The sequence below is a fragment of the Parasphingomonas frigoris genome (genome assembly GCF_036663815.1).
In the GTDB taxonomy this organism is placed as follows: Bacteria; Pseudomonadota; Alphaproteobacteria; order Sphingomonadales; family Sphingomonadaceae; genus Sphingomonas.
In genome coordinates this window covers 220,725-244,024 of sequence record NZ_JAXOJQ010000006.1, presented here as the reverse complement: position 1 = coordinate 244,024, position 23,300 = coordinate 220,725, and the positions used below count along the sequence as shown (strand labels likewise).

The following is a 23,300-nucleotide window of genomic DNA, read 5'->3' as shown; positions in this document are numbered from 1 at the left end:
GCGGGCGCTCGGGGCGCGTTCCCGCTAAATACACAATCCGGGGGGGGGGGGGGCCCGCCGGCCCGTTCTCCCCCCCCGCCCCGCGGGGGGGGTGGGGGGGGGGGCGGGGCCCAGTGCTGCGTTACGGAGCGTGACGCTTGTTGAGACGTCCCCCTCTCCCCGACCCTCTCCCCCAGGGGGGGAGAGGGAGAAGACAGAACGAAAAAGGGCCGGGGTTTCCCCCGGCCCTCAATTCTCATCCGAAAGTCGGAAAGGCTTACGCCGCCGAAACCTCGGCAACGTCGACCTTGATGCCGGCGCCCATCGTCGAGCTGACGGCGACCTTCTTGACATACTTGCCCTTGGCGCCGGTCGGCTTGGCCTTCACGATCGCGTCGACGAGTGCGTCGAAGTTCGCGCGCAGGTCTTCCGCCGGGAACGACGCCTTGCCGATCCCTGAGTGGATGATGCCGGCCTTCTCGACGCGATATTCGATCTGGCCGCCCTTGGCAGCTTCGACCGCCGCAGCGACGTTCATCGTCACGGTGCCGAGCTTCGGGTTCGGCATCAGGCCCTTCGGACCCAGGATCTTGCCGAGACGACCGACGATGCCCATCATGTCCGGGGTCGCGATGCAGCGATCAAAATCGATCGTGCCGCCCTGGACGAGCTCCATCAGGTCTTCCGCACCGACGACGTCGGCGCCAGCCGCACGGGCTTCGTCAGCCTTTGCGCCCTTGGCGAAAACGCCAACGCGGACGGTCTTGCCGGTGCCCTTGGGCAGCGTGACGACGCCGCGGACCATCTGGTCGGCGTGACGCGGATCGACGCCGAGGTTCAGCGCGACTTCGATCGTCTCGTCGAACTTCGAGGTTGCGCCCGACTTGGCGAGCGAGATCGCTTCGTCGATGCCGTGGAGCTTCTCACGATCGAGCGTGATGGCCTTCTGCTTCTTGCTTACGAATGCCATGAGCTCAGCCCTCCACCACTTCGAGGCCCATCGCGCGGGCGCTGCCTTCGATGATCCGCGTCGCGGCTTCGAGATCGTTGGCGTTGAGATCCTTCATCTTAGCGGTCGCGATATCGGCGAGCTGGGCGCGCGAGATCTTGCCACCCGAAACCTTGCCCGGCTCCTTCGAGCCCGACTTGATGTTGGCAGCCTTCTTGATGAGGTACGATGCCGGCGGCGTCTTGGTCTCGAACGAGAACGAACGATCGGCATAGACGGTGATCACGGTCGGCAGCGGCGTGCCGACTTCCTGGTCGCCGGTCGATGCGTTGAACGCCTTGCAGAATTCCATGATGTTGACGCCGCGCTGACCCAGCGCAGGGCCGATCGGCGGGGATGGGTTGGCCTTGCCTGCAGGAACCTGCAGCTTGATATAGCCGGTAATCTTTTTTGCCATGTGGCGGTCTCACTCTCTTTCAAGTTTAGCGGTCCATGCGGCGGGGCCATAGCTCCGCCTCCCGCGATTCCACGACGAGGTGTCGCAGAAGGCGCGGCGCATAGCGCAAAGTGGCGCACCACGCAAACCCGCCGTCGCCTGCGCCGAAAGATCGAATTATCTGCATTTGTCGATCCGCAGGGCGGCGCAAACTTGTTAAGCGCGTGCAGGCACTTTGACGGCTCCGCTAAGCGAGGCCTGCCATGAGCGTACATTTCCCCGATATGGGACCGGGCGTACGCGGCGTTCCCGCCGCTTCGGCCGAATTGCGGATCGAACATCCGTATACTTTTCGCATCTACCCTGCACGCAATCTGGTCTGCCTGACGATCTCGGGCTTCTGGAACGAGGCGATGGTGGATAGCTTTGCGATCGCGCTGCGCGAGGCGATCGGTGCGCTGGGCCGCGAGCCGGGCGAACATCGCCTATGCTGCGACGTCTCGTTCGCCGCGATCCAGTCGCAAGACGTGATCAAGCGTTTCCAGGCGCTGATCGCCGCGGGCCCGACCCATGCGCACAAACTGGCGTTGTGGACCAGCCGACCGCTCTCGCGGATGCAATCGCGCCGTTTGCTGGCGGTGCGCGACAATATCGCGGTGTTCGACGCCGAAGAGGAGGCGCTGCGCTGGCTGGCGGATTGACACGACTGTGGGTTGCGGCCGCACGACCGACCCAACAGTTGTTCTGCGCCACCACTATGATCTGTGTTATGCTCCTCATATCATCGGCCTTTTCTGGCCTCCGATGACTGAGAGTTTTGCGCTCCCGCCGAGATCGGGACCAATCCATGCAAGAAATGACGTTGCAGCGCCTGCTGACCAAGTTGAAACGGCGCAGTCGGCTTGCGCCGGAGGATGAGGCGGCGCTGCTGGCGCTGCCGTTCACGGTCCGCACGCTCGAGCCCGGCAACTATCTCGTCCGGCAGGGCGAGCGCGCCGATTTCACCTGCGTGTTGATGGACGGCTTTGCCTATCGCCAGAAGATCGTCGGCGACGGCGGCCGGCAGATCGTCGCGTTACAAGTGCCTGGCGACGCGGTCGATCTGCAAAACTCGCTGCTCAAGATTGCCGATCATAGCGTCCAGGCGCTCGGCCCGGTCACGATGGCGCGCATCCCGCGCGCGGCGCTGCTCGAGCTTGCCGCGACCTATCCTGCGATCGCGCACGCCTTCTGGCTCGATACGCTGGTCGACGGCTCGATCGCGTGGGAATGGATCGCCAATATCGGCCGCCGCAAGGCGCTGATGCGACTGGCGCATCTGCTGTGCGAGTGCGCCGTGCGGCTCGAAGTGGTGGGGTTCCAGCCGGGCGAGGCGAAGATGCTGCCGATGACCCGGGAGCAGATCGGCGATGCCCTCGGTCTGACGACGGTTCACGTCAGCCGCATGCTCAAGCAGCTCGAGAGCGAAGGCCTGATCGCACGGCGCAACCGCACCGTCGCCATTCTCGATTCCGAGCAGTTGCGTCTGGTCGCCGATTTCCAGTCGGCATATCTGCATTTGAACTTGGTCGAAGATTGAACCGCGACCGACCGGCAGGGCCACCGCGGCGGCCCGGATGTCGCGAATCGGTGCCCGCGGGGATGCCGGCAAAATCGGCGTGAAGCTGCGAAAACAGGTCGCGTATCGGACGCGCGATCTTCAGAACGTCATGCGTATTGTGTGTAGTGCAACTAATCCAGATCATGTTTGTTAGTGGAGACCGTTGGCGAGATATCGAGCATCAGCGGCTGAGAGACTTGGCGCTCCCGCTCTGAAGCGGATTATGCCCATGCCCCAAATTGCGATACTGATCGTCGAGGATGAGAGCCTGATCGCGCTCGGCCTCGCGTTGGCGGCGGAGGATGCCGGGGCGCTCGTCGTGGGACCTGTGGCGACCGTCAGCGACGCGCTGGCCCTGCTCCAGAACGGCGGGATCGATGCCGCGGTGATCGATGCCAATCTGCTCGATGGGATCGTCACGCCGGTCGCGATCATGCTCGCGGCGCAGGCGGTTCCGTTCGTTATGCACACCGCGACCGGGATGCCCGATGCGCTCGACGAGGTGCTGGCCGATGTTCCGGTGATCATGAAGCCCGCGCGACCAGAACATGTGGTGCAGACGTTAATCGGGGCGTTGCGGCGCCCAGCCTGATGTGTGGGCAAGGCAATACATCCATCGTTCACCACCGATCGTACTTGGGGTGTTTGAGAAGCGTTTCCTCCCAACGATCGAAGCCGCGATGTTTTTAGCTTTTTTTGAAGTTTACCGCTGCGGGATACTGCCGCGCGTCGCGACGGAGGTTCAGTTTGGGCCGATCCGCTCGCCCGCTGGCGTCCTCGGTGACGCCGTGGGGCGGGGCGGGTGATGCGCTTGCGCGGGAAACGCGCGCCCGCGGCGCCGGCCTGGGCGGTCGAAACGCCGACGCCGGAGCCGCGCGGCGCTTTGTGGCGGGTGCGCGATGCACTGCGGGCGCGGCGAGAGCCGAGCGACGTCAAGGCCGTGCTGGTCGACGAATTGGCGAACAACTTCTGGCCGTCGGTCGTGGTTGCGGGCGCGTTCGTCTCGGTCGGTGTCTTTGCGGGCGCATCGCTGGCGTCTACGCAGCTCTCCCTGGTGACGGCGCTCGGTACGCTGTTCGCGCTCACCAAATTGACGCTGATCGTCCGTCACCGCGGGACCGGCGCGACCGCGGACCGCGATGTCGTCCAGCGCTGGGATCGGCTGCACGCGCTGTCGGGGCTCGGGTTTGCCGCAGCGCTCGGCACGCTCGATGCGATGATCTTCGCCAGTCACGACCATGCGCTGCAGATGCTCGCGACCGGGTTGCTGTTTGCCTATTGTGCCGGGATCGTCGGGCGGGTTTCGGTGCGACCGCGCGCCGCGACGCTATTCCTGCTCGTTGCCGCGCTGCCGGTGATCCTGGCGACCGCGCTCGACCACGAACGCGCGCACTGGATGCTGATGGGGATGTTCGCGCTGTTCCTTGCCGCGGGTATCGAGACCATCTGGCACCTCCACCGCGCCACCGCGCGGCAAATCGGGTTGCGGCTCGACATGACGGTGTTGGCCCAGCACGATCCGCTGACCGGGCTGCGCAATCGGCTCGGGCTGCGGCAGGCCTATCGCGAGATCACCTCCACTTACGACGAGCCGATGCTGGCGGTGCATTGCTTCGATCTCGATCGCTTCAAGCCGATCAACGATCGCTACGGCCATGCGGTCGGCGATCTCGTGCTTCAGGCGATGGCGGAGCGCGTAGGAGGCCTGCTGCTCGACGGGTACGTCGCGGCGCGGATCGGCGGAGATGAATTCGTCGTCGTGCAGGGGCCGATCCGGCAAGCGGCCGAAGCCGACCTGTTTGCACGCCGGCTGGCGCGGGTGGTGGCGGCGCCATATCGCATCGGCACGCTCGACGTCGAGATCGGGGTCAGCCTGGGCTATGCCGTCGCTCTGCCGGGCGCGCTCGACCTGGAGCCCCTGATCGCGCTTGCCGACCATGCGCTCTATCGTATGAAATTGAGCGGGGGCGGGGTCGCGCACGGCGAGGCGGGCTGACCCGCCAGCCGGCGCAGCGCCGGCTGGCGATCGCATCTTACTTGGAGCGCTCGACTTGCTCGAATTCGAGCTCGACCGGGGTGGCGCGACCGAAGATCGACACCGACACCTTGACGCGGCTGCGATCGAAATCGAGCTCTTCGACGATGCCGTTGAAGCTCGCGAACGGGCCGTCGAGCACCTTGACCGAATCGCCGATCTCGAAATCGACCTTGACCTTCTGCTTGGGCGCAGCGGCGGCGGCTTCGTCCTTGGTGCTGAGCATCCGCGCAGCTTCCGATTCCGGGATCGCCTGCGGCTTGCCGTTCGGGCCGAGGAAGCCGGTGACCTTCGGGGTGTTCTTGACGAGGTGATAGACATCGTCGTTCATGTTGAGCTTGGCGAGCACGTAGCCCGGCATGAACTTGCGCTCGACGAGGATCTTCTTCCCGCGGCGCGCCTCGGTGATCGTCTCGGTCGGGACTTCGATCTGCTCGACGAGCTGCTCGAGGCCCATGCGGGTCGCCTCGGCCATGATCGAATCGCGGACCTTGCCCTCGAAACCCGAATAAGCGTGGATGATGTACCAGCGTGCCATGTGTCTGTTTACCTAGATTATTTGGCGAGGCTGAGCAGCAGGTGGACGATTGCCTCGAAGCCGGTGTCGACGATGAAGAAGAACAGGCCGAGCAGCGTCGTCATGATGACGACCATCACGCCGGTCATGATCGTCTCGCGCCGGGTCGGCCACACGACCTTCTTGGTCTCGGCCTGGACCTGTCGGATGAATTCGAGGGGGGTCGTCTTCGCCACGGTCTGTGCACTCATGTTCTTTTTAGCCGAAACGGACATGGGCCCGCCGTCCGGACCTGCCAAGGCCCGATGACGAGAATTCCCAATTTCGGAATGGGTGGGGCGTAGCGCGTGCGCATAACTAAATCAAGCGCGGGCGAGGAGGGCGGTCGCCGGAGCGAGTCGGCGACTCTTCTGACGGGTGTGCTGAGCAGCCTGCACGCTTTCGTGCAGGATTACCCCCGGCGGCGCCTGGTATATGGCGTGGGCGCACCGACAGCTTGCAATAGCCCATTGCGCAAAGCTCCCGGCGAAACGTCTGCTTGCTAACGCTGATGGCGAACGTGTCCCACACCCACGGCGCCAGATCAATTCCGCCAGCGCACGACACTGTGCAAAGCCAGGATCGGGCCGCTCTCGACGATCTGCGCGAGTGCCCGACGCTGCACGTCATCGAGCAGGGGCACACCGGCTGGCGGCACCACGTCGATCAGCCCGTCAGGCCCGGCGGCATTGAACCGCGACACGCAGTCGCGATCTGTCTGAAGGCCAACGCCGCCAAGCTGCGCTGCCGTGCTGCGTGTCTCACCCTCGTAAAATCGTCGCCAGCGCCGGCAGCCGACGCACCTATTAGGCATCGCGGCATGATGGCGCCTGCGCCCGGACCCTCGCCGCCGTAAAACTCAATCGAAGCGAAGTCGCGGATGCCATCGCAAAACCTTTTTAAGACTCGCGAGCATCGAATTGAACTTTACCCTGCTAGGGGATTTCTCATGAGTCAGCCATCACGCGAACTGGTGTGAGACGCGCTCGAAAGATCGCTAGAGCGAGCTTAAGGGCTTTGTTGAATGCTTAGGCATATGATGGTCGGATCTCGTGTCGGGCCTGTTTGGGCTAAGTCACAATAGTCGATTTCGTGGGGAAAAAATGGCGAACGGTGGGTTGATGGATTTGGGGCGTGGCCCGCTAGTTCTGCTTTTCTACGATGGTTTTGAAAAACAAGCCGATTGTGGAGCGTATGGTAAAATTAGGTCAAATATCCGAGGGCGACTGCGTTCCATCTATAGAAGAATGCAAGGAAAGCAGGTTAACACTGGTTTTTATGTTGCTTTTCTGAGTCTTGTTGATTCGCTCAAAAAGGTCGGCTGTGACGTCCGGATTAATGATTTTTCCTTGGCGCTGAAATTTCCACGATATCCGATTGGCATCTCAGGCTACCCATCAGTCATTACGAAAACAGCACTCCTGCCAAATCCTATGCTATTTGGGCCTGGCGACCCAGGATTTCCCGATGAGGTCGCAAGCATTCGCGAGACTGCGAACGTAAGGTTGATGATACAGCCCAGCGACTGGTATGTCGATTTCTACCGTCGATATTGTGGAGATATCGTTGTTCGCTGGCCAGCAGGCATTGATACGTCGGTTATACCTGACACACTCTTATGTGAAAAAAGCGTAGACGTTGCGATATACGACAAAGTGCGATGGAATCGCGCAGAGGTTGTGCCGAGGGTTGTTGACCGACTGAAAACGCATCTGGACGGGTTGGGCTTGTCGCACGTGACGCTTCGCTACGGAGCGCACACTCAGCCCGAATATTTTGACGTCCTTCGTCGCAGCAGGTCTCTCGCATTCCTGTGCGAACATGAGACTCAAGGCCTTGCATGTGAGGAAGCAATGGCGATGAATGTACCAATTCTAGCGTGGGACGAAGGCTTCTTGGCCGATCCTCGCCAGCGCCCACTCGCCGCGCCGGATCTTCGCGTAAGCTCCGTTCCCTATTTCGACGACCGCTGCGGTATTCAGTTTAGAGAAACGACCATGGAAGAGAGCTTCAATAGATTTTGGAGAGAGAGACAAAAATTCCGTCCACGAGAATATGTCGAGGAACATTTAAATATGAGGATGCTCGCCGGCGAATATATCCGTTTGCTCGAAAGAGTGGGGTCGTAATAAAGCTGGGGATATGTCGTTGTCGCGGGTCTGAGGCAGGTACGCGACAGCGAGGTAAGGCTCGAGGTCACAGAGGGCGACGCGGATCATCGTCCCGTGCTTATCCGCCACCGCAACGCGTTTTCCGCGGTCGGTCGAAAGTCTAAAATGGCGGAAAGGCTGGCAGGGGAGCTCGGACTCGAACCGAGGGCCTTCGGTTTTGGAGTTCCAAGCTACCCATTGCTCCGGACTTGCTGAAGCTTGCCCAAGCTTCCGCAACCCCGCGTATCCCTAAGGCATTCTTGGACTGACATAGCACGGGGTTGGATGGAGTTTGCTTAAGCGTGCTTATCCGGTTATTGTCCAAGCGTGGCAACAGGACGCATCACAAAACGCTCAGTCGACGCAATCCCGCTGCCGGTAATCGGCGCGCGATCGTACCTGTGGGACGAGACGCTAAAAGGCTTTGGCGTGATGGTGACGCATAAGGCTGCGCGCTCCTATCTCATCCAATACCGTATTGGCGGCAGGGGCGCCCCGACCCGGCGCTATACGATCGGGCAGCACGGCTCGCCTTGGACCGCTGAGCGGGCGCGGGAGCGGGCAGAGGAATTGCTTGAACAGGTCCGCCGCAAGATAGACCCCGTGGACGCCGATAGGGCCATGCTGGAGGCAGCAGGCGCTGCCAAGGAGCTAGACGTAGCGCAGCAGCATATATCGGCGCGGCTGGGGTTCTCGACGTTCGCAACCCGCTACGTGGAAAAGTATGCCCAGATCGAGCAGCCGCGAAGCTGGAAGGAAACCGAGGGCATCATTGCGCGGGATCTAAAGCCGGCGTTCGGCGAAAAGCCGCTTACCGAGATCACAGACGCCGACATTGCCGAGCGTCTGGACGAGATCGGGGAGCGCAGCCGTTCTGCGGCACTCAAAGCCTACAAGACCCTGCGCAGCATTTTCAACTATGCGTGCGACAAGGAACGCCGGCACCTTCCGCCGAGCCGGTCCCCCATGCTGGGGATCAAGCCGCCCTCGAAGGCTGGCAAGCGCGAGCGCACGTTGACCGACGCCGAATTGCGGTTGGTGTGGCTGGCGGCTGGCAGTCTGGGGTGGCCGTTTGCGCCGATCGTGCGGCTACTGGTCCTGACAGGGCAGCGTCGGGACGAAGTAGCCGGCATGGCCTGGGCCGAATTGCACAAGGGCAATAAGCTATGGCTTCTGCCTGGCGAGCGCTCGAAGAACGGGTATCCAAACCTTGTGCCGCTTGCCCCTTCGGCGCTGGCGGCTCTCGCTGACCTCCCCGTCGTCAAGAGCAAGGCGGGCCTCCTATTCACCACGACGGGCGAAACCGCCGTATCGGGCTTTTCCAAGGTCAAAGCGCGGCTCGACGCCGCTATGCTGGTTTTGATGCGCAAGGAAGCGCGTGAGGCGGGACAGGACGCCGAGGACGTGGACAAGCTGGCGGTAGCCCCGTGGACCCTCCACGACTTGCGCCGCACGCTCGCTACGGGATGCCAGCGTCTGGGCTTCGCAACCGAGATCACCGAAGCCGTTATCAACCATATCAGCGGGACGCGCGCGGGCATCGTCGGGGTCTATCAGACCTATCGCTATGAGGCGGAAAAGCGCGCGGCTCTCGAAGCATGGGCGCGGCACGTCGAAGCGGTTGTGAGCGGCGCTGTCGGTGCTGCCGGCAATGTCATTCCCCTGGCGAGTGCGCGGGCATGACCGAATGGATATTGGCCGGGGAATTGCGGCGGCAGTTGCTAGCGGTCCATGGCGCCGAATACGAACCGCGATTGCAACGGGCGGTATACCAGCGCGCCACAAATGGGATGCTCGGCTTTTCGGTGGAGCGAGCAACGTGCAACGGCGCGATTTGCCAGATGGTGCCCTTGGAGGTGTGGAGCTGGATTACCTACAGCGATTGGGCGCTTGGGGACTTTTCCGCGGGCGTGCATCGCGAGTTTCCGGACGGTGCGATTCTAAAGGCCTTGCGCAACAACAGCCCATTGAGCTTGCCAATAGACCATTACAACCTCTTTAGGGTTAGCTTCGATTTGGAAGGATGCCGCGCTATGGGCATCGCGCAAAATGTCTCGCCACCGCCCCCGATCGCCAAGGCGCGAGGACCAAAGGGCAAATACGATTGGCCCGCAGCAATGGCCGCTCTTTTAAGCCATGATGAAATGAACGACGTTATCGGCCCCGTCGTCATGGGCAAGGCCCCGCAGTCTACCTTAGAGCAATTCGTAGCGAGCTGGTTTTCCGATCGCGGTCTAGAGCCTTCGGAATCGCTAGTGAGGACGCACGTAGAGGGCACGGTTCAACACCGCCGGGAAGAAGAGGCCAATAAAAGGCCCTAATTACAGGCCTAGCCGCTGGCCTGATTGCTAGCCCTATCGGCCGACGCAAGGCGGCTAACGCTTCAACCTTCCTCCAGTGGCGTTGCAGTTGTGCGACGACACGATGGAGGCAGACAATGAACGCTCTTACCGTCGATACCGAGGAAGCCGCGCGGCACCTTAGCCTGAAGCCGAACACGCTCGAAAAGATGCGCACTCACGGGACCGGCCCCCGCTTTGTGAAGCTGGGCCGCGTGGTGCGCTATCGGATCGCCGACCTCGAGGCATATATTGCCGAGCGGGTCGTCTCTTCGACTTCCGAAAAAGCGGCGGCGTGAAGCGCGGTGGCAACAACGGCACGGGTCGCGCTTCGGCCCTATAACGAAGCAACCCGCCCCTCGGCAAAGGGACGGGCCACCACGAATTACATCGGCAACAGCAACACCCCGATAGATAACGCCTTAGCCCTTCGGATGCAACGCCTTCGGTTGCTCGGCATCATCGGGCAGCGTGCCAGCCTGCTTGCGGCCCTCGCTTGGGGGGAGGCGCACAATGGCTAATCCCACCGCCTTTACCGATCACCGGGAAGCCGCCCGCGCGATCCTGCGCGCCGTTCTGAACGGCACCGGCACGCTACGCCCCAAAGAAGGTCAATTCCTTGGGGGACTGAGCTTCGACGCCAACACGCTGACGACAAAGCAGCTTGATTGGCTGCTTGGACTTCTGGAGCGCCACGGCCTGCCGACCTTCGATTGGGAGGACGCGCAGTGAACGTTTACAGCCCCCATTGCGGCTATCCCGACGCACCCGGCCACCGCGGCGTTGATACGTCGATCGCCGCGGCGGACGCCATCGCGCATTGCCTCGGCCCCCTGCAACGCGCCGTCTTGCGAGCGATCCAACTGGCCGGAACGCATGGCCTCACGACCAATGAAATCGCCGCCTGCACGGGGATTGATCGCGGCTCGGCACAACCAAGGACCAGCGAGCTACGCCGCCAGCATATGATTGCGGACAGTGGCCGGCGGCGCCCAAATGCCAACGGCAAGAGCGCGATCGTTTGGGTTGCGACGGGCGGTGCGTCGTGAGTGCCATTGCCAGGCTCAAACCGAGCATCGCCCGCGCGCTTGTGGTCGAGCAGCTCAACCCGGACCAGTGGCATACCGTACCGCAAGGCTGGGCACTGCCCGAGGGCGCGATAGGTGGCAACGGGTCGGGAGTCTGCGGTTACGCGGAAGCCGTGTCCTACGCGCTGTCGGTGGCCGATGTAACGGGCCTGCCCGTGCTGGTCGATGCCTACGGGGAGCCGCGCCGCGCTTTGTGCGAGGTGCAGCACGTTGCCCCCTACACCACGCGCCCGCCTTTCAACCGCCGCCAGACCCTAGACGAGATCCTAGGCCTTAGCGGGCCTTCGGAATGGGAGGGCTTGCGATGACAGCGCGGGTTTACCCCGCCGTGGCTTGGTGGCGCGCTCGCAATCAACGGGCCTTGAAGGGCAAGGCACCGCGCCTAGCCGTTCGGCGGTCGATCCTGATGCGGCAAGCGCCGAACGGATCTTGGACGGTGGCCGTTTGCGAATGGCGCTTCGGCAAATGGAAAAAGCCCGAATGGCTCTGCAAGTCGGTGCCCTTCGATGAAGCGCACGGCGTCACGCTCCAGGCTTGGCAGCGATACCGGCTCCCGGTGTGCTGGTCATACTCGAGCGACACCCGCTTGCGCCCCTTTCTCTTTGGCCGGAACGAACCGGCAGGGGATCCAGCATGAACGCCCGGACATACGCAAGCGCGGACGAGTTCCGCCGGCTGGTCGATGAAGCCAAGGCAAGCCACAACCTGTCCGATATTGTCGGGCGGCATACGGCCCTTAAGCGCCGCGGCGCGCGCGAAATGGTCGGGCTTTGCCCCTTCCATGCCGAGAAGTCGCCGAGCTTCGAGGTGAACGACGGCAAGGGCACTTGGCATTGCTGGGGCGGGTGCGGTGGCGGTGACGCTATGTCGTTCCTGATGCGGGCGGATGGCCTGACATTCATGGAAGCCTATCGCGCCCTGACTGGCGACGCCTTCCCGGTTATATCGGAAGCGGAGCGGGCGAAGCGCAAGGCCGAGGATGCGGCAATCATCGCGCAGCGCATTGCGATCGGGCGGGAGATTTGGGCGCGTTCGGTCGATCCGATCGGCACGCCGGCCGAAGTCTATGCGCGCTCGAGGGGCATTGTCGCGCCGCTTCCAGACACCGTGCGCTTTGTGATGACGCCGCGCTGGCGGGACGCTGAGACCGGCGAAGTAGGGCGCGACTATCCGGCGATGGCCTGTGCGCTGCACGACGCCACCGGGGAAGTGGTCGGGGTGCAATGCGTGTTCCTGGCCGATGGGGGGCGCCGCAAATACGATCGCCCGCGGCAGGATGGCACCAAGGCAAAGGCCAAGCTGAGCTATGGCGCAATCATCGGTTCCGCCTTCCTGGCGAGCGGCATGGCGTCGCGCGCAGCTTGTGCCGAGGTGGTGGTTTGCGAGGGGCCCGAGAACGGCCTTACGCTCGCGCAGGGGCTCCCCGACGCCTTGATCTATGTAGCGTGTGGGGCAGACTTGATGCCGCGCGTAAGCCTGCCCGCCGCTGTCCGCTCGGTCGTTCTAGCCGGGGACAGTGACGAGCCCGGCCGGATCGCCGTGGCGGCGGCAACGCACGCCTTCGAAAGTCGGGGGTTGTCGGTTCGGGCAATGTATCCGGCGCCAGCCTTTGCCGATTGGAACGATGAGCTGCGCGGCATCGTGCGGGAGCGTGCGGCATGAACGCCGCAGCATTCAGGAGCCGCATGGAAGCGGCCGAACCGGTGACGAGTTGGGAGACCCCCGATATGTCGATCCTAGCCGGTGGCCGCACCACGCCCCCAGTTATGCCGCGCGGGATCTTCGGGGACCTGTGGCCGCTTATCAGCGATCTTGCCAAGGGGGCGGGCTCGCCAGTCGATTACGTCGCGGTTGGTGTGCTGAGCGTCGCGGCTTCCCTCATTGGGGCGAAGCGCAGCGTTAAGCCGTTCACGACTTCGAGTTGGGAAGAACCGTGCATCTTGTGGGTCGCCCCGGTTGGCGATCCATCGTCCAACAAGTCTCCCGCGATCGATGCCGCCACCGGCCCGTTGCGTGCGATGGAAAGCGAGCTAACCGAGCAGCACAAGAACCGGCTTATCGGTTTTCAGACGGTGGCCGAGCGCGCGCGGCAAGAGCGTTCCGAATGGCAAGCCCAAGTCAAGACCGCGACAAAAGACGGCATCGCTACGCCACCGATGCCAGAGGCGGCGGTTGAACCGACCGAGCCCCAGCGCGTCCGGTTGGTGGTGCAGGACGCGACGCCGGAAGCGCTTTGCGACATTCTCGCCGGCAACCCGAACGGGACGTTGCACAAGCGCGACGAGCTGGCGGCGTGGCTGATGAGCTTCGAACGCTATTCGCCTGGCGGTCGCGAGTTCTGGCTAGAAGCCTATGGCGGGCGCGAGCATTCGGTTGACCGCAAGGGGAGCAAAACGGGGACCGTGACAATCCCGTTTAACGGGGTGTCGGTCCTTGGCGGTATCCAGCCCGACAAGCTGCGCGAGTGCCTGCTAAACTCCGCAGATGACGGCCTTGTGCCGCGCTTCCTTTGGGTATGGCCCGACGCGCAGGAATATAGGCGCCCCGATTCGATCGCCGACGTTAGCCAGCTCGAGACGATCTATCGCCGCTTGCACCAACTGCGCGCGGACACGCTGGAGGGCGGCAGAATCGCTCCCGAAACTCTTTACCTCGATAGCGGCGCGGCCGACGTGTTCGAGGCTTGGATACGCAACAATGACGTGGCCGTGCGGGAAGCCACGGGGCTGTATAAGGGCTTTGTCGGCAAGCTGCGCGGCACGGTCCTGCGGCTGGCGCTGGTCGTGGAATTGATGACCTGGGCGGGTGTCGGCGGGCGTGAACCGGAAGTGATCAGCGCTAGGACGCTGGCGGCGGTTCTGGAGTTTGTGGACGATTACGCCAAGGCAAGCGCGCTGCGGGTATTTGGTGACGCGGCGTTGCCGGAAGCCGAGCGGAACGCCGCCGCGCTTGCCCGCTACATTCTCAAGACCAAGGCGCAGCGGATCAACGCCCGCGACATTCGACGGACGAGCGGCATAGCGACGCTTAAGCAGGCGCAGGACGTTGACGCCGCCACCGAGGCGTTAGCGGAAGCGGGATGGCTTAGGGCGGCGAAGGAACGCGAGGGGGACACGCCGGGCAAGCCTCGCAAGGACTTTATCGTCAATCCTGCGGTGTATGAGGCCAGCCGTGGATAGCTGGCGAGAGGTTGCCGCTAGGGTCCTCGCTGAGCAAGGGGAAGCGGCCCCCGTGGTTGATCGGTACGGGCTCGACGCTGAGCTATACCGGAACCTTGCCCAGCTCGCCAAACTGCCGCCGCCGGCCAAGCTGTCCGCGGACTCGAATTGGCGGGAGGTGGTGCAAGACGCGCTGCGGATCGCGCGCGGAGGATGGGCCGCAACCGCGCTGTCGCTCGGCTGGACTGTGGCAGACCTCTACGGCGTCGGGGAGCGCGATAGCTGGGATTTTGAGGGGCTAGCGGCATGGCTGCGCGGGCGCCCGATCGTGGCGCTTGATGAACGCATATGCCTGGCGGGCACCGATCGCCCTTGGGACATATTCGAGCGGGGCGGGCCGCGCCGTGGGCGGATGCCGGTTGTGGTGCCTGTGATGCTTTGGGAGTTCGGGCGATGACCGGACCTATTGGCACTATTGGCACTATTGGCACGGGGTTTCCCGCTCTCAATCTGCCCCCCAGCGCCCTCGCGGGGCGTAAGCTAAAAAAGACATCTATCTATCTATCTCGGAAAAGACCGACCGGGCGCTGATGGGCCAATGCCAATAGTGTCAATAGTGCCAATAGCTCGCGCGCCACGCTCGCCGCGGATCTGAAACAACAGGAAGGAAACAGCATGGCTACCCCCGCAAATATGGCGCAGATCCGGAATGCGCCGACCTCGGTACGCGATGGCATATTCGGCAAGACGGCCTTTGCCCGCGATCTAATCTGGCTTCGCTTCCGCCGCCTGCGGCTTTCGCAAACCGCCTTCGCCGATCGGTTCGGCCTGTCCTTGGGAATGGTCAAGGACCAGGAGCAAGCGCGCGTCGCACCTTCCGGAGCGCTGCGGGTACTGGTCGCCGCGATCGAGCTGGACCCGGCGCTAATCGAGCGAGCCGCGCGCACAGCCGCGGAACGTTGGGGGGCGGACGTTCCGCAGTAAACCGATGCCGTAAAGGGGCCGGGCCTCTAGTACCGTCTCAGATCCTGCCCCGTTAAAAAATGGGCATTTAACGGCGTTGCTACGGAAGTCCCGCAGTTTCCGGACCAATACGCGCGCGTTATGGGAGCAATACGCGCACGCGCGCGAGAAAATACTATGCAATTGCTCTTAAGTGTTATACAACAAGGCGTGCGGTTGATCGATCTTCACGCACCTTTGCGCGGTTGAAGCCCTCCGCGCCCTTTCGCGGTTGACCCTAAGGGGCTCTGCGCTTCCCGCCGTTGAACCCCACCCCGGCGATGTTGATATTTCTCAAAGCGGAGTGTGATCTATGTCACGCGGTATTGCACAACAGGATTCGGCGACTGCGCTGCGCCTCCCGCATGGCTTGCTTGCGGACGCGACGACGAAGGCGCGACAGGAGGGGGTTAGCCTCTCTGAGTTGGTGCGCGGCGCGCTTCGGCGCGAGCTTTCGCATGGTAGCAACTGAGATGGACGGCACGCACGACGTCTTGACGATCGAAGGCCTCGAGCTTCCGCAATTCGACGCCAATGCCGGCGTAGGGCTTGTGGCCTCCCTGGCCTTGCTCGGTTCCGCGACCGGCGACTTGAGCGCGCAACGCTATATCCGCGATGATTGGTCCGCCAACCTCTACGCCCCGGAGCGGCAAGGCCCCGACTCCGATCTAACGGACGCTGGCGGGCTGCTTATGGCCCGGCTGTGTGCCGCGAATGGCGACGCGACGGACGCCACAATGTTGGCAATGCTTTTGTTCAACGTCGGGCTTCGGTTCCGCGAGCGGGGCCGGTTCTCGATTGGTTGGGAGTGCGTCGCCGAAGCGCTGAGCCTGTACGAACGCCTAGGCGCTGCGGGCAATGCCGAGGCGGTCGAGACAGCCAAGGGGATCATGGCCTCGGTCCCCGCTGAAGTTGTCGCGATGGCGAAGAATTACTCTCTCCAGGGGAAAACAGATGGAGCCGAACCGGCCCCCACTTGCCTCCGCGTCGTCCATTAAGACGGTGGCGGAATTGCTCGCGCAACACCCTTCGGCCGAATTATTCCGAACTCCCTTGCCGACGCTTGGGGGAATGATTGGCCTAGCTGGCCCCCTCGAAAAGCAGGAAGCGGAATGATGGCAGGGATGGGTTCTTTCTTCGGCCGCACTAATCCCGGCCTACAGGGCGATTTTACGGGGTACACGGGGCAAGACCGGCTTGGCGGGATGACCGGCATTGCTCCGTCGCAGCCAGCCCCTGCTCCGTTCGTCTGGGGTCAACGCGGCGCCAAACTGACCCCCGCGCAGTTGCTCCTCCAGCAGCAGCAGGCGGCGCAGCTATCGCGGTCGGATTACTCTCCTGTGTCGTCGGTCTGGCAGGGGCTGGGCCGTGTGGTGGACAACGTGCGCGGGGCGATCGACACGCGGGCGAACCGCAAGGAAGCTGTGGCGCAGCAGGCGCAACAGTCGGCGGTCGCTCAGGCGCTGCTAGACGGTACTGGCGGCAACGCAGCGATTAGCGCCGCCTATACGTCTGGCAACCCATCGCTGGTTGGTCTGGGTGGTAAGAGGTACGACACCGACCACTCGAAAGCCACCGCGCCGCACTATTGGGAAACCAATAACGGATCGCTCGGCATGGTCGGGGCCGATGGAAAGCCCGCTATCGTCTATCAAGACCCGACGCCTAAAATCACGACGATCGCAGTCGATAACGGCGACCAAACCAAAACCCTCTACCAAGTCGGACCCGATGGCAGGCCCATTGGCGCGGGTATTCAGGGATCGCCGGCTATGGGGGCGGTACCCTCTGTCCCCGCGGTCGGCACCGTAGAGGACGGCCACCGGTTCATGGGCGGCGACCCCTCGGTCCCAAGCAACTGGCAAGCCGTGGCGCCGGGAGGTGCGGCCCCCAGCGGGACCGCCACCTTTCGCTAATTGGCCCGATCCGATGAAGGCCCCCGGCACTGTCACCAGCGGACGCAGGACCGTAGCGGGCAACGCGGCTGTCGGTGGCGCTCCGCATAGCCACCATCTCGACGGCGATGCGGTCGATTACGCCGGCGCGAGCCTTCACGACCTCGAGCGCTACTATTCGGGAACGCCTGCCCGCTTCCTAGACGAAGGCAATCACGTTCACGTCACGCTGCCCGGCTATGGGCGCGTGCCACTCTTCGGCAAGAATGGAACACGATAATGGCCGGCCCTTGGGACAAGTATCGCACGCAAGCCGCAAACCCGCCCGGTGGCGTCGTAATCGGCCGGCCTAATCCGTATGCCGCTCAGATGGAGCGCGAGCGGCTGGACAAGCTGCGCGCTGACAACGCCGTCACGCCTTACGACAAGCGCACGGCAGCGGCGAATGCGTCGAAGGCGGAAGCGGACGCAAGGAACGCGCCAGCCATCCAGGCGGCTGACGCGCGTATCAAAAACGCTCAGGCGGATGCGATCGAGCGCGCCAATGCGGAAGCGGCGGCGGACGCGGCTGCGTCAACGATGAAGCCCACGGGCAAAATGTGGATTGAGGACGTGCCACCAGCTGCGCGCCCGATCGTGCGGGCGATGCTCGCGGGCAACCTTCCCGTGGGGGCTCGGTCCGTCACGTCGCCGAAGATGCTGCCCTATCTGCAAATGGCGATCAACGTTGACCCCAATTTCAGCGCCGCAGTTTTTCCAGCGCGGGCGGCGGCGGTAAAGCAGCTTGCCGACATGAAATCGACGGGCGGCTATCTCACGTCGCTTGCCGCCAATATCGATCACTCGCGCGAGGAAGAGGCTGCAATTGAGCGTCTCGGCAACCCCGGTGGCTTGTATGGTCGCTGGGGCGGTGCCGCGGCCCATAACTATTTCGTCAACAAGGGTGGGCCAGCTGGGGCGGCGTTCGACCAGGCAAACCGCGTTTATTCGGGCGAACAGGTCAAAAGTATCGTCGGCAACGTCGGCTCGGCCGGTGGCGGTAGCGCGCTGGCAGATCGCCAAGACGCTGAGCGGGCCATTTCCGCAGATATGCCGATCGATGCCCAGCGGGCCGCGCTGCGCGTCGGCGCTATCCAGAATTACCAGAAGTACCGCGACGCAGACCAAGGCTTCATGCGGACGATGGGCACGCATATCCCCAACGCGCTTTCGCAGGAACAGGCGGCGCAGTTGCTGCATATGATGCGGTTGCAGGAGAACGGGTCAGAGGGGCCAATTCCGAAGGACGTTGACCCCGCTTTCATCGCACTCGCCACTGGCGGCAAGCCGGGGAGCAATGATCCCTCGCACCCGTGGCGGGGGAGCGGGAATGACACGCCGCCACCTGCCGCCGGTGAAATGGTGGCGACAACGGCGCATTATATCAATCAGAGTGATCCAAAAGTTGCGCAGCAAATCGACGGCATGATTCGCGCGGGCAAGTCGGCTGCAGAGATCAACAGTGTTTTGCAGCCGCTCGGCTATCCTGGCGTGGATCAAAGGTCCGTATCGCTGGCGCAGGAGCATCACCGGAATAATCCGACCTACAAGGGCAGTTACGGCGATGCGATGCAATACGTTGAGCAGGGGGCGAACACGCGCGCCGGCAATGAAATCGGGCTTAGCACCTTGGGCTCTGCGGGGATCGGCGCATATGACGGCTTGAACTCCCTTACGTTCGGGAAGCTGGGCAACGCGGCGGATTATCTCTCTGGCAAGCCGGGGCAGTCTGAGCTTGCCGCGCACGCCGCGGGGCAGGCGCATCCGTTCGCAAAGGGCGTTGGCGAGCTGGTCGGCACCCTTCCGGCTTTCCTCGGCGCAGAGGCGGGCCTTGCTGGCCTAGCAGCCCGCGGCGTTGGCGGCTCGAGGGTCGCGGCCTTGCTGGCAAAGCCCGTCACCGCCGATCTAGTAGGCGGCGCATACGCAGGCGCCGGGAGCAGCCCAGACAATCGGGTTGCGGGCGCTTTGTTCGGCGCGGTGTTGGGCGCTGGCGGCGGCACGATCGGCCGCAACGTTGTCTCACCTGTCGCGGCGGCGCTTGCCCGTACCAGAGCAGGAAAAGCCGTCACCGGGGCAGTAAACGAAGTCGGCAACGCAGGCCGGCGCGCGCTCAACCTTCCGGAAGTAGCCCCTAAGGTTGCACCGCCTAAGCCGTCCGTCGCCGAGGCGCTGATTATGAAAAAGGCGGGCAACGCCGGTGTCGATGGCATCGCGGCCCAGCTTGCAGAAGCGCAGCGCTTGGGGGTGCCGATGGCGCTTGCCGATACCCACCCCGCGTTGACCTCGCTGACGGGTGCCGCAGTGCGCCGATCGCCTGACGCTGCGGCCACCGCAGAGGGCGCACTATTGCCGCGCGCTCGTGGCCAGATTGACCGGCTCGGGAGTGCTGTCGAGCGCGACCTTGGGCCTATCGGTAATATCCCGCAGATCAGCGCAGACATGACCGAGCAGGCGCGAACCGCAGCGGGTCCGCTGTACGATGCCGCCTATGCTGACCCGGTGCCCGGAACGCCTGAATTGGCAGGCACGCTCAATACGCCGTTCGGGCGGGATGCTCTCAACAGGGCGCGCACTATCGCGGCCAATGAACGGCGCGCGCCGAGCGAGCTGGGTTTTGCACAGGATGCGGAGGGCAACACCTTGCTTAACCCCCAGCCCAATCAGCAGATCGCTGACCACCTTGCCGCGCGTGCGGAACTGGACGACGCACAGAACGCCTACCGCATGGCCCGCAATGGCGCGGGTGACATGGTCCAGGCGCAGCAGCGCATTGTGATGGCACGCGATGCCTTGCGCCGTACAGAGGGCGCGCTAGCGGGCGCTCCAGATCCCGCCACCGCCGCCAGCGTTCCCAACTATACCACGCAGACCCTCGACTATGTGAAGCGCGGTATGGACGACGTGCTAGAGGATAAGCGTAGCCAACTTACCGGGCGTCTTGTGCTGGACGAAGCCGGCCGCGCGCAGAACCAAGTGCGGCAGCAGTTTTTAAGCGAGGTTGACCGCCACAACCCCGCATATGCTGACGCTCGCAACGCTTATGCGGGGCCGGTCCATGCGCGCGACGCTATGGCGCGGGGGCAGGATGCCTATTCGCTGCACCCCGACGAGTTGGCAATGCAGGTTGGCAACCAATCGCCGGAACATCTTGCGCAGATGCAGCTTGGCTATCGTGACGCGCTGATGACCAGAGCAAACGCGGCGCGCTTCAATGCAAACCCATTCGATGCGACGCTGGGCACGCCTGCCGCTGAACAGCGTTTGGGGGCTTTGTATCCCGACAACGCCGGCAATGCGGACCTTCTACGCCAGCGCGACCTAGAGGCGCAGCTTGCCCGCTCGCATGCCAAGATTTTGGGCAACTCCGAAACCGCAGCTAGGACGATCGCTGACCAGGAGTTCGCAAACCCCATGGTGGAAAGCGCGATGCACGCAGGGGCCGCAATGGCAACGCATGGTGCGTCAATCCCCGTCACCGCCGCGCGCGTAGCTGGGGCAGGCTTGCGCGACCGCATCGCTATGGGCGTAGGGGAGGGGGCAGCGCGGAAGGCAAACAGCATTGCCGAGCTATTGCTTAATCCAGATCCCGCAGCTTCCGCGGCCACGCTTTCGGACCTCGCGAACGCCTCGAAGCTGTATCAGGAATACGTGCGAGCAAGTGGCACTCGCCTAGGGGCTCCGATCGGGGCCGCTGGCGCAGGTTGGATCGCGTCGGGCGGGTCGCCGAACTGAAGCCCCTAAGGCTGGCGCGCCATTGTGTCGTGCCAGCCTAGCCGGGGATGCACATTCCGGAAGCTAGCCGCGGTGTACCAATCACAACGCCACCGCTGAGGGTCGCTCGCCGGGCGTTTTCGCTTTGTTGGCGCTGTGCCTCCCGTTCGATTGCGGCTTGTCCACGCCGGCAGCGCTGTTCGGTCGGATAGTCAATTACCGTCATTCCGCCTTGCGGACCCGTCATAACCAGTTTCCAGGCGGTGGCGTCGGCGGGCGCCTGGGCGGCAAGAAGCATTGCGATTAAGTACATGGCGTGGCCTTCGCTCGGTCTCGGGGGCGGGTCGCGTTATGCATCTAGGAGGCCCGCTCGATCAACCGTCCTGCAAACTCCTTCAGTGTCGAAGTGGGGGTGCCGTGGAAGTTTGAGCGGTGCGGTGACGTATACCCTTCAGCCGTGCGAATCTGGGGCAAGCCCGACTTCATCCACCCCGTGCGGGAACGCTGGGCCGAAGCCGTCGCCGTCCGCCGCATATGGCCTGAAAGCCGTCGAGCAAACTGCCGGGCGGATTAAGGCTCTCGATCCGCTTCGACTGATACGTCAGCTTCCGCATCGGCGGACTTTTCCAGGACCTTGTTGATCAACGATTCGGTGCCAGCCTCGCTAATCGTGCGGCCCAGGTCGATTGCCACTTCCGGCGTCATACTGACAATCTTGCCGTCATAACTCTCGACAAGCACGTGACCGTCTTCGACCCAAACCTTCCGCGGCGATCCATAGGGCTCGATCCCTGCCATGCGCAGCGCGTGTTCAGCTTTCTCTTCGGCCGTGCGAGGCTGGAATTCGAAAGGACGAGTCATGGTGAAGCCTTTGCTGGTGGATCGCATATTATCGATAGGGCGAGTGTGAGATAGGAAAGAACTTTCTTCGACCGTGATTATCGAGAGGCTGCAATGTTTTGCATTTCGGCAGAAGATATTGGTGCTAACGGATTTCCGCATCCACAGCATAACCGGACGTTAACCGAACTCATGCGGTCGACCCTTTACCGTCCGCTCGGTCGATCAGGTATTTCGAGATTGGCAAGATGGGGGGCAGCGCAAATGCTTTGCAGTTTTGAGATCCACAAGTGGGTCTCTCGGGCGGCGACCCTGCGGTCGGACAAGCTGGTCTCCCGCTGCTCCCGCTGCGGGCGCGTGCGCGTGCGCGTCACGTTGCGGCGCAGGCCCGACAATTCGTAAACGGGGTATTTTACCTATTGATCTTCGTCCCGATTTGGGGCGTTCAAGGGATTGTCCTGTAACGGCTGGACTTGATCGCCTGGAGAGATGAATTGCGCCAAACCAATTATGACGTTTCCAATGCCCGGCGGATCAACCGGCACCGGTTTGGAGCCCACGGTATGTTGCTCGCACTTCCGATCTCAGCTCTGCTGTGGGCAATGGCAGTGGCGCCACTATTTTTTCGCTAAGGCGCAGCCCCGCAAACCGCGCCGAAAGGCTAGGCTGGCGAAACCTACCCCGAGTCGCTTGCGAGTTTTCGCATGGGAAGCGCCCATCGAATTTGGTCGCGTAATAACGCCTCTAACTCCTCGGCGCCAATGACGTGCGCGGTTGCCCGCTTGCGAAGCAACGCCGCGAGAATCGACTCTCGGCTGTCGGGCGCTTCTGCTCGTCTGCGACCTCGGTTAAGGGCCCGCGAAAGTTTAAGAGATAAAACGGTCATAAAGGTTACGCCTTTACACAGATACTTCACCCCATTTCATGGTAAGATTTACGCGGAGTCACGCTGCTCGGTTAGCGAAGCGTTAGCTGCGTAAGCAGACCATCAAGCTAGGGTCCTTTGCCCAGGCACTTATAGCGTTGCTTATAGCGCTGATCACTCGGCGCGACATCGGGTGGTCTGTAAGTACGGCAGAATATTTCCGTCGTGCGAGACCTGCGACGAGCCCAGTTCCACGCTTCCCAAACCGGCAACTTGCGTTGAGGCGCACGCCAATTTTATGCTCAACCCGCCATAATGAGAAGATCTTAATACGTTCGTGATAATCACTGCGCCGTGGAAGGGGTCTTCCACGCGTATCGTTCCCTCCGCTGGCCTCCCCCCCAATAAACTAGCGGAGGGCACATACGACGGTTGTGAGAGCCAGCGCCTCCCCACCGGGGCGCGGCTTGATCACGGGGTACATTTCGCACAGTGTTCGAACGGGTCAAGGGCCGCATCGAGACCACCTGTGCGCGCCGATTTTTGCGCTAACGCTGCAACCACGAGTCCCATTCGCAGCCGTCCCAGCTCGCTTCTATCGTTGTCGCCAGGGCCGGAGGGGCGCGCTACGCGCACCGCGGCCTCGAGCAGGCGCAAG

General features: G+C 62.9%; 26 protein-coding genes. 20 read left to right on the top strand and 6 right to left on the bottom strand.

Annotation, left to right across the window (positions count from 1 at the left end; genetic code table 11):
• Positions 1-256: 256 nt before the first annotated feature.
• Positions 257-949: a 50S ribosomal protein L1 gene (gene rplA, locus U1872_RS18335; protein ID WP_332794357.1), complete on the bottom strand. Its 693-nt coding sequence runs from the start codon at positions 947-949 to the stop codon at positions 257-259.
• 4 nt (positions 950-953) lie between these two features.
• Positions 954-1,385 carry a 50S ribosomal protein L11 gene (rplK, locus tag U1872_RS18330; protein WP_133190050.1) on the bottom strand — a complete coding sequence of 144 codons (432 nt, stop codon included), beginning with the start codon at positions 1,383-1,385 and terminating at the stop codon, positions 954-956.
• Positions 1,386-1,627: 242 nt separating this feature from the next.
• Between rplK and U1872_RS18325 the strand changes: the two genes are divergently transcribed.
• The 4 genes from U1872_RS18325 (at position 1,628) to U1872_RS18310 (ending at position 4,960) form a co-directional block, all read left to right on the top strand.
• Entirely contained in the window at positions 1,628-2,065 is a 438-nt protein-coding gene (locus U1872_RS18325) for a hypothetical protein (RefSeq protein ID WP_332794356.1), read from the top strand.
• A gap of 146 nt (positions 2,066-2,211) precedes the next feature.
• Entirely contained in the window at positions 2,212-2,943 is a 732-nt protein-coding gene (locus U1872_RS18320) for a Crp/Fnr family transcriptional regulator (RefSeq protein ID WP_332794355.1), read from the top strand.
• A gap of 250 nt (positions 2,944-3,193) precedes the next feature.
• Entirely contained in the window at positions 3,194-3,556 is a 363-nt protein-coding gene (locus tag U1872_RS18315; RefSeq protein WP_332794354.1) for a response regulator, read from the top strand.
• Between the two features lie 213 nt (positions 3,557-3,769).
• Positions 3,770-4,960, top strand: coding sequence for a diguanylate cyclase domain-containing protein (locus U1872_RS18310; RefSeq protein WP_332794367.1), 1,191 nt, complete (start codon positions 3,770-3,772; stop codon positions 4,958-4,960).
• Between the two features lie 37 nt (positions 4,961-4,997).
• Here the strand turns inward: U1872_RS18310 and nusG are convergent, their stop codons facing one another.
• The 3 genes from nusG to U1872_RS18295 form a co-directional block, all read right to left on the bottom strand.
• Positions 4,998-5,537, bottom strand: coding sequence for a transcription termination/antitermination protein NusG (nusG, locus tag U1872_RS18305; RefSeq protein WP_332794353.1), 540 nt, complete (start codon positions 5,535-5,537; stop codon positions 4,998-5,000).
• A gap of 17 nt (positions 5,538-5,554) precedes the next feature.
• On the bottom strand, positions 5,555-5,752 hold the full coding sequence (gene secE, locus U1872_RS18300) for a preprotein translocase subunit SecE (protein ID WP_029625164.1): 198 nt from the start codon (positions 5,750-5,752) through the stop codon (positions 5,555-5,557).
• Between the two features lie 347 nt (positions 5,753-6,099).
• On the bottom strand, positions 6,100-6,258 hold the full coding sequence (locus U1872_RS18295; RefSeq protein ID WP_332794352.1) for a hypothetical protein: 159 nt from the start codon (positions 6,256-6,258) through the stop codon (positions 6,100-6,102).
• 400 nt (positions 6,259-6,658) lie between these two features.
• On the opposite strand from U1872_RS18295, the gene U1872_RS18290 reads away from it, so the two are divergent.
• The 16 genes from U1872_RS18290 (at position 6,659) to U1872_RS18220 (ending at position 20,958) form a co-directional block, all read left to right on the top strand.
• Positions 6,659-7,684, top strand: coding sequence for a glycosyltransferase (locus tag U1872_RS18290; protein ID WP_332794351.1), 1,026 nt, complete (start codon positions 6,659-6,661; stop codon positions 7,682-7,684).
• 348 nt (positions 7,685-8,032) lie between these two features.
• A complete protein-coding gene (locus U1872_RS18285) occupies positions 8,033-9,388 on the top strand; it encodes a tyrosine-type recombinase/integrase (RefSeq protein WP_332794350.1) in 1,356 nt (451 codons plus the stop codon).
• The gene (locus U1872_RS18280) at positions 9,385-10,026 is read left to right on the top strand and encodes a hypothetical protein (RefSeq protein WP_332794349.1); all 642 of its coding nucleotides are present in this window, start codon (positions 9,385-9,387) and stop codon (positions 10,024-10,026) included. The genes U1872_RS18285 and U1872_RS18280 overlap by 4 nt, the downstream gene beginning before the upstream one ends.
• A 116-nt stretch (positions 10,027-10,142) precedes the next feature.
• Positions 10,143-10,343: a helix-turn-helix domain-containing protein gene (locus U1872_RS18275; protein WP_332794348.1), complete on the top strand. Its 201-nt coding sequence runs from the start codon at positions 10,143-10,145 to the stop codon at positions 10,341-10,343.
• Positions 10,344-10,557: 214 nt separating this feature from the next.
• Complete coding sequence (locus U1872_RS18270) at positions 10,558-10,776, top strand: hypothetical protein (RefSeq protein WP_332794347.1); 219 nt, start codon at positions 10,558-10,560, stop codon at positions 10,774-10,776.
• Positions 10,773-11,093 carry a hypothetical protein gene (locus U1872_RS18265; RefSeq protein WP_332794346.1) on the top strand — a complete coding sequence of 107 codons (321 nt, stop codon included), beginning with the start codon at positions 10,773-10,775 and terminating at the stop codon, positions 11,091-11,093. Before U1872_RS18270 ends, U1872_RS18265 begins: the two co-directional genes overlap by 4 nt.
• Entirely contained in the window at positions 11,090-11,440 is a 351-nt protein-coding gene (locus U1872_RS18260; RefSeq protein ID WP_332794345.1) for a hypothetical protein, read from the top strand. The genes U1872_RS18265 and U1872_RS18260 overlap by 4 nt, the downstream gene beginning before the upstream one ends.
• 250 nt (positions 11,441-11,690) lie before the next feature.
• The gene (locus U1872_RS18255) at positions 11,691-12,794 is read left to right on the top strand and encodes a CHC2 zinc finger domain-containing protein (protein ID WP_332794344.1); all 1,104 of its coding nucleotides are present in this window, start codon (positions 11,691-11,693) and stop codon (positions 12,792-12,794) included.
• A complete protein-coding gene (locus U1872_RS18250; protein ID WP_332794343.1) occupies positions 12,791-14,311 on the top strand; it encodes a DUF3987 domain-containing protein in 1,521 nt (506 codons plus the stop codon). The genes U1872_RS18255 and U1872_RS18250 overlap by 4 nt, the downstream gene beginning before the upstream one ends.
• 52 nt (positions 14,312-14,363) lie before the next feature.
• Positions 14,364-14,747, top strand: a complete 384-nt coding sequence (locus U1872_RS18245; protein WP_332794342.1) for a hypothetical protein — start codon at positions 14,364-14,366, stop codon at positions 14,745-14,747.
• A gap of 218 nt (positions 14,748-14,965) precedes the next feature.
• Positions 14,966-15,274, top strand: a complete 309-nt coding sequence (locus tag U1872_RS18240) for a helix-turn-helix domain-containing protein (RefSeq protein ID WP_332794341.1) — start codon at positions 14,966-14,968, stop codon at positions 15,272-15,274.
• 331 nt (positions 15,275-15,605) lie between these two features.
• The gene (locus U1872_RS22885; RefSeq protein WP_443025410.1) at positions 15,606-15,764 is read left to right on the top strand and encodes a YlcI/YnfO family protein; all 159 of its coding nucleotides are present in this window, start codon (positions 15,606-15,608) and stop codon (positions 15,762-15,764) included.
• Position 15,765: 1 nt separating this feature from the next.
• Positions 15,766-16,290: a hypothetical protein gene (locus U1872_RS18235; RefSeq protein WP_332794340.1), complete on the top strand. Its 525-nt coding sequence runs from the start codon at positions 15,766-15,768 to the stop codon at positions 16,288-16,290.
• 114 nt (positions 16,291-16,404) lie between these two features.
• The gene (locus tag U1872_RS18230) at positions 16,405-17,208 is read left to right on the top strand and encodes a hypothetical protein (protein ID WP_332794339.1); all 804 of its coding nucleotides are present in this window, start codon (positions 16,405-16,407) and stop codon (positions 17,206-17,208) included.
• Positions 17,209-17,221: 13 nt separating this feature from the next.
• Positions 17,222-17,467 carry a D-Ala-D-Ala carboxypeptidase family metallohydrolase gene (locus U1872_RS18225; protein ID WP_332794338.1) on the top strand — a complete coding sequence of 82 codons (246 nt, stop codon included), beginning with the start codon at positions 17,222-17,224 and terminating at the stop codon, positions 17,465-17,467.
• On the top strand, positions 17,467-20,958 hold the full coding sequence (locus U1872_RS18220; protein ID WP_332794337.1) for a hypothetical protein: 3,492 nt from the start codon (positions 17,467-17,469) through the stop codon (positions 20,956-20,958). The genes U1872_RS18225 and U1872_RS18220 overlap by 1 nt, the downstream gene beginning before the upstream one ends.
• A 549-nt stretch (positions 20,959-21,507) precedes the next feature.
• Here the strand turns inward: U1872_RS18220 and U1872_RS18215 are convergent.
• Positions 21,508-21,798 (bottom strand): hypothetical protein, encoded by a 291-nt coding sequence (locus U1872_RS18215; RefSeq protein ID WP_332794336.1) that lies wholly within the window; start codon positions 21,796-21,798, stop codon positions 21,508-21,510.
• Positions 21,799-23,300: the final 1,502 nt, after the last annotated feature.

Bases quoted from the DNA above. Each gene is read 5' to 3' on its own strand.
- U1872_RS18320 (WP_332794355.1), top strand. From the start codon at position 2,212: ATGCAAGAAATGACGTTGCAGCGCCTGCTGACCAAGTTGAAACGGCGC.
- U1872_RS18325 (WP_332794356.1), top strand. From the start codon at position 1,628: ATGAGCGTACATTTCCCCGATATGGGACCGGGCGTACGCGGCGTTCCC.
- U1872_RS18315 (WP_332794354.1), top strand. From the start codon at position 3,194: ATGCCCCAAATTGCGATACTGATCGTCGAGGATGAGAGCCTGATCGCG.
- U1872_RS18275 (WP_332794348.1), top strand. From the start codon at position 10,143: ATGAACGCTCTTACCGTCGATACCGAGGAAGCCGCGCGGCACCTTAGC.
- U1872_RS22885 (WP_443025410.1), top strand. From the start codon at position 15,606: ATGTCACGCGGTATTGCACAACAGGATTCGGCGACTGCGCTGCGCCTC.
- U1872_RS18250 (WP_332794343.1), top strand. From the start codon at position 12,791: ATGAACGCCGCAGCATTCAGGAGCCGCATGGAAGCGGCCGAACCGGTG.
- rplK (WP_133190050.1), bottom strand. From the start codon at position 1,385: ATGGCAAAAAAGATTACCGGCTATATCAAGCTGCAGGTTCCTGCAGGC.
- U1872_RS18240 (WP_332794341.1), top strand. From the start codon at position 14,966: ATGGCTACCCCCGCAAATATGGCGCAGATCCGGAATGCGCCGACCTCG.
- nusG (WP_332794353.1), bottom strand. From the start codon at position 5,537: ATGGCACGCTGGTACATCATCCACGCTTATTCGGGTTTCGAGGGCAAG.
- U1872_RS18290 (WP_332794351.1), top strand. From the start codon at position 6,659: ATGGCGAACGGTGGGTTGATGGATTTGGGGCGTGGCCCGCTAGTTCTG.
- U1872_RS18215 (WP_332794336.1), bottom strand. From the start codon at position 21,798: ATGACTCGTCCTTTCGAATTCCAGCCTCGCACGGCCGAAGAGAAAGCT.
- U1872_RS18235 (WP_332794340.1), top strand. From the start codon at position 15,766: ATGGACGGCACGCACGACGTCTTGACGATCGAAGGCCTCGAGCTTCCG.
- U1872_RS18280 (WP_332794349.1), top strand. From the start codon at position 9,385: ATGACCGAATGGATATTGGCCGGGGAATTGCGGCGGCAGTTGCTAGCG.
- U1872_RS18225 (WP_332794338.1), top strand. From the start codon at position 17,222: ATGAAGGCCCCCGGCACTGTCACCAGCGGACGCAGGACCGTAGCGGGC.
- U1872_RS18230 (WP_332794339.1), top strand. From the start codon at position 16,405: ATGATGGCAGGGATGGGTTCTTTCTTCGGCCGCACTAATCCCGGCCTA.
- U1872_RS18310 (WP_332794367.1), top strand. From the start codon at position 3,770: ATGCGCTTGCGCGGGAAACGCGCGCCCGCGGCGCCGGCCTGGGCGGTC.
- U1872_RS18270 (WP_332794347.1), top strand. From the start codon at position 10,558: ATGGCTAATCCCACCGCCTTTACCGATCACCGGGAAGCCGCCCGCGCG.
- rplA (WP_332794357.1), bottom strand. From the start codon at position 949: ATGGCATTCGTAAGCAAGAAGCAGAAGGCCATCACGCTCGATCGTGAG.
- U1872_RS18220 (WP_332794337.1), top strand. From the start codon at position 17,467: ATGGCCGGCCCTTGGGACAAGTATCGCACGCAAGCCGCAAACCCGCCC.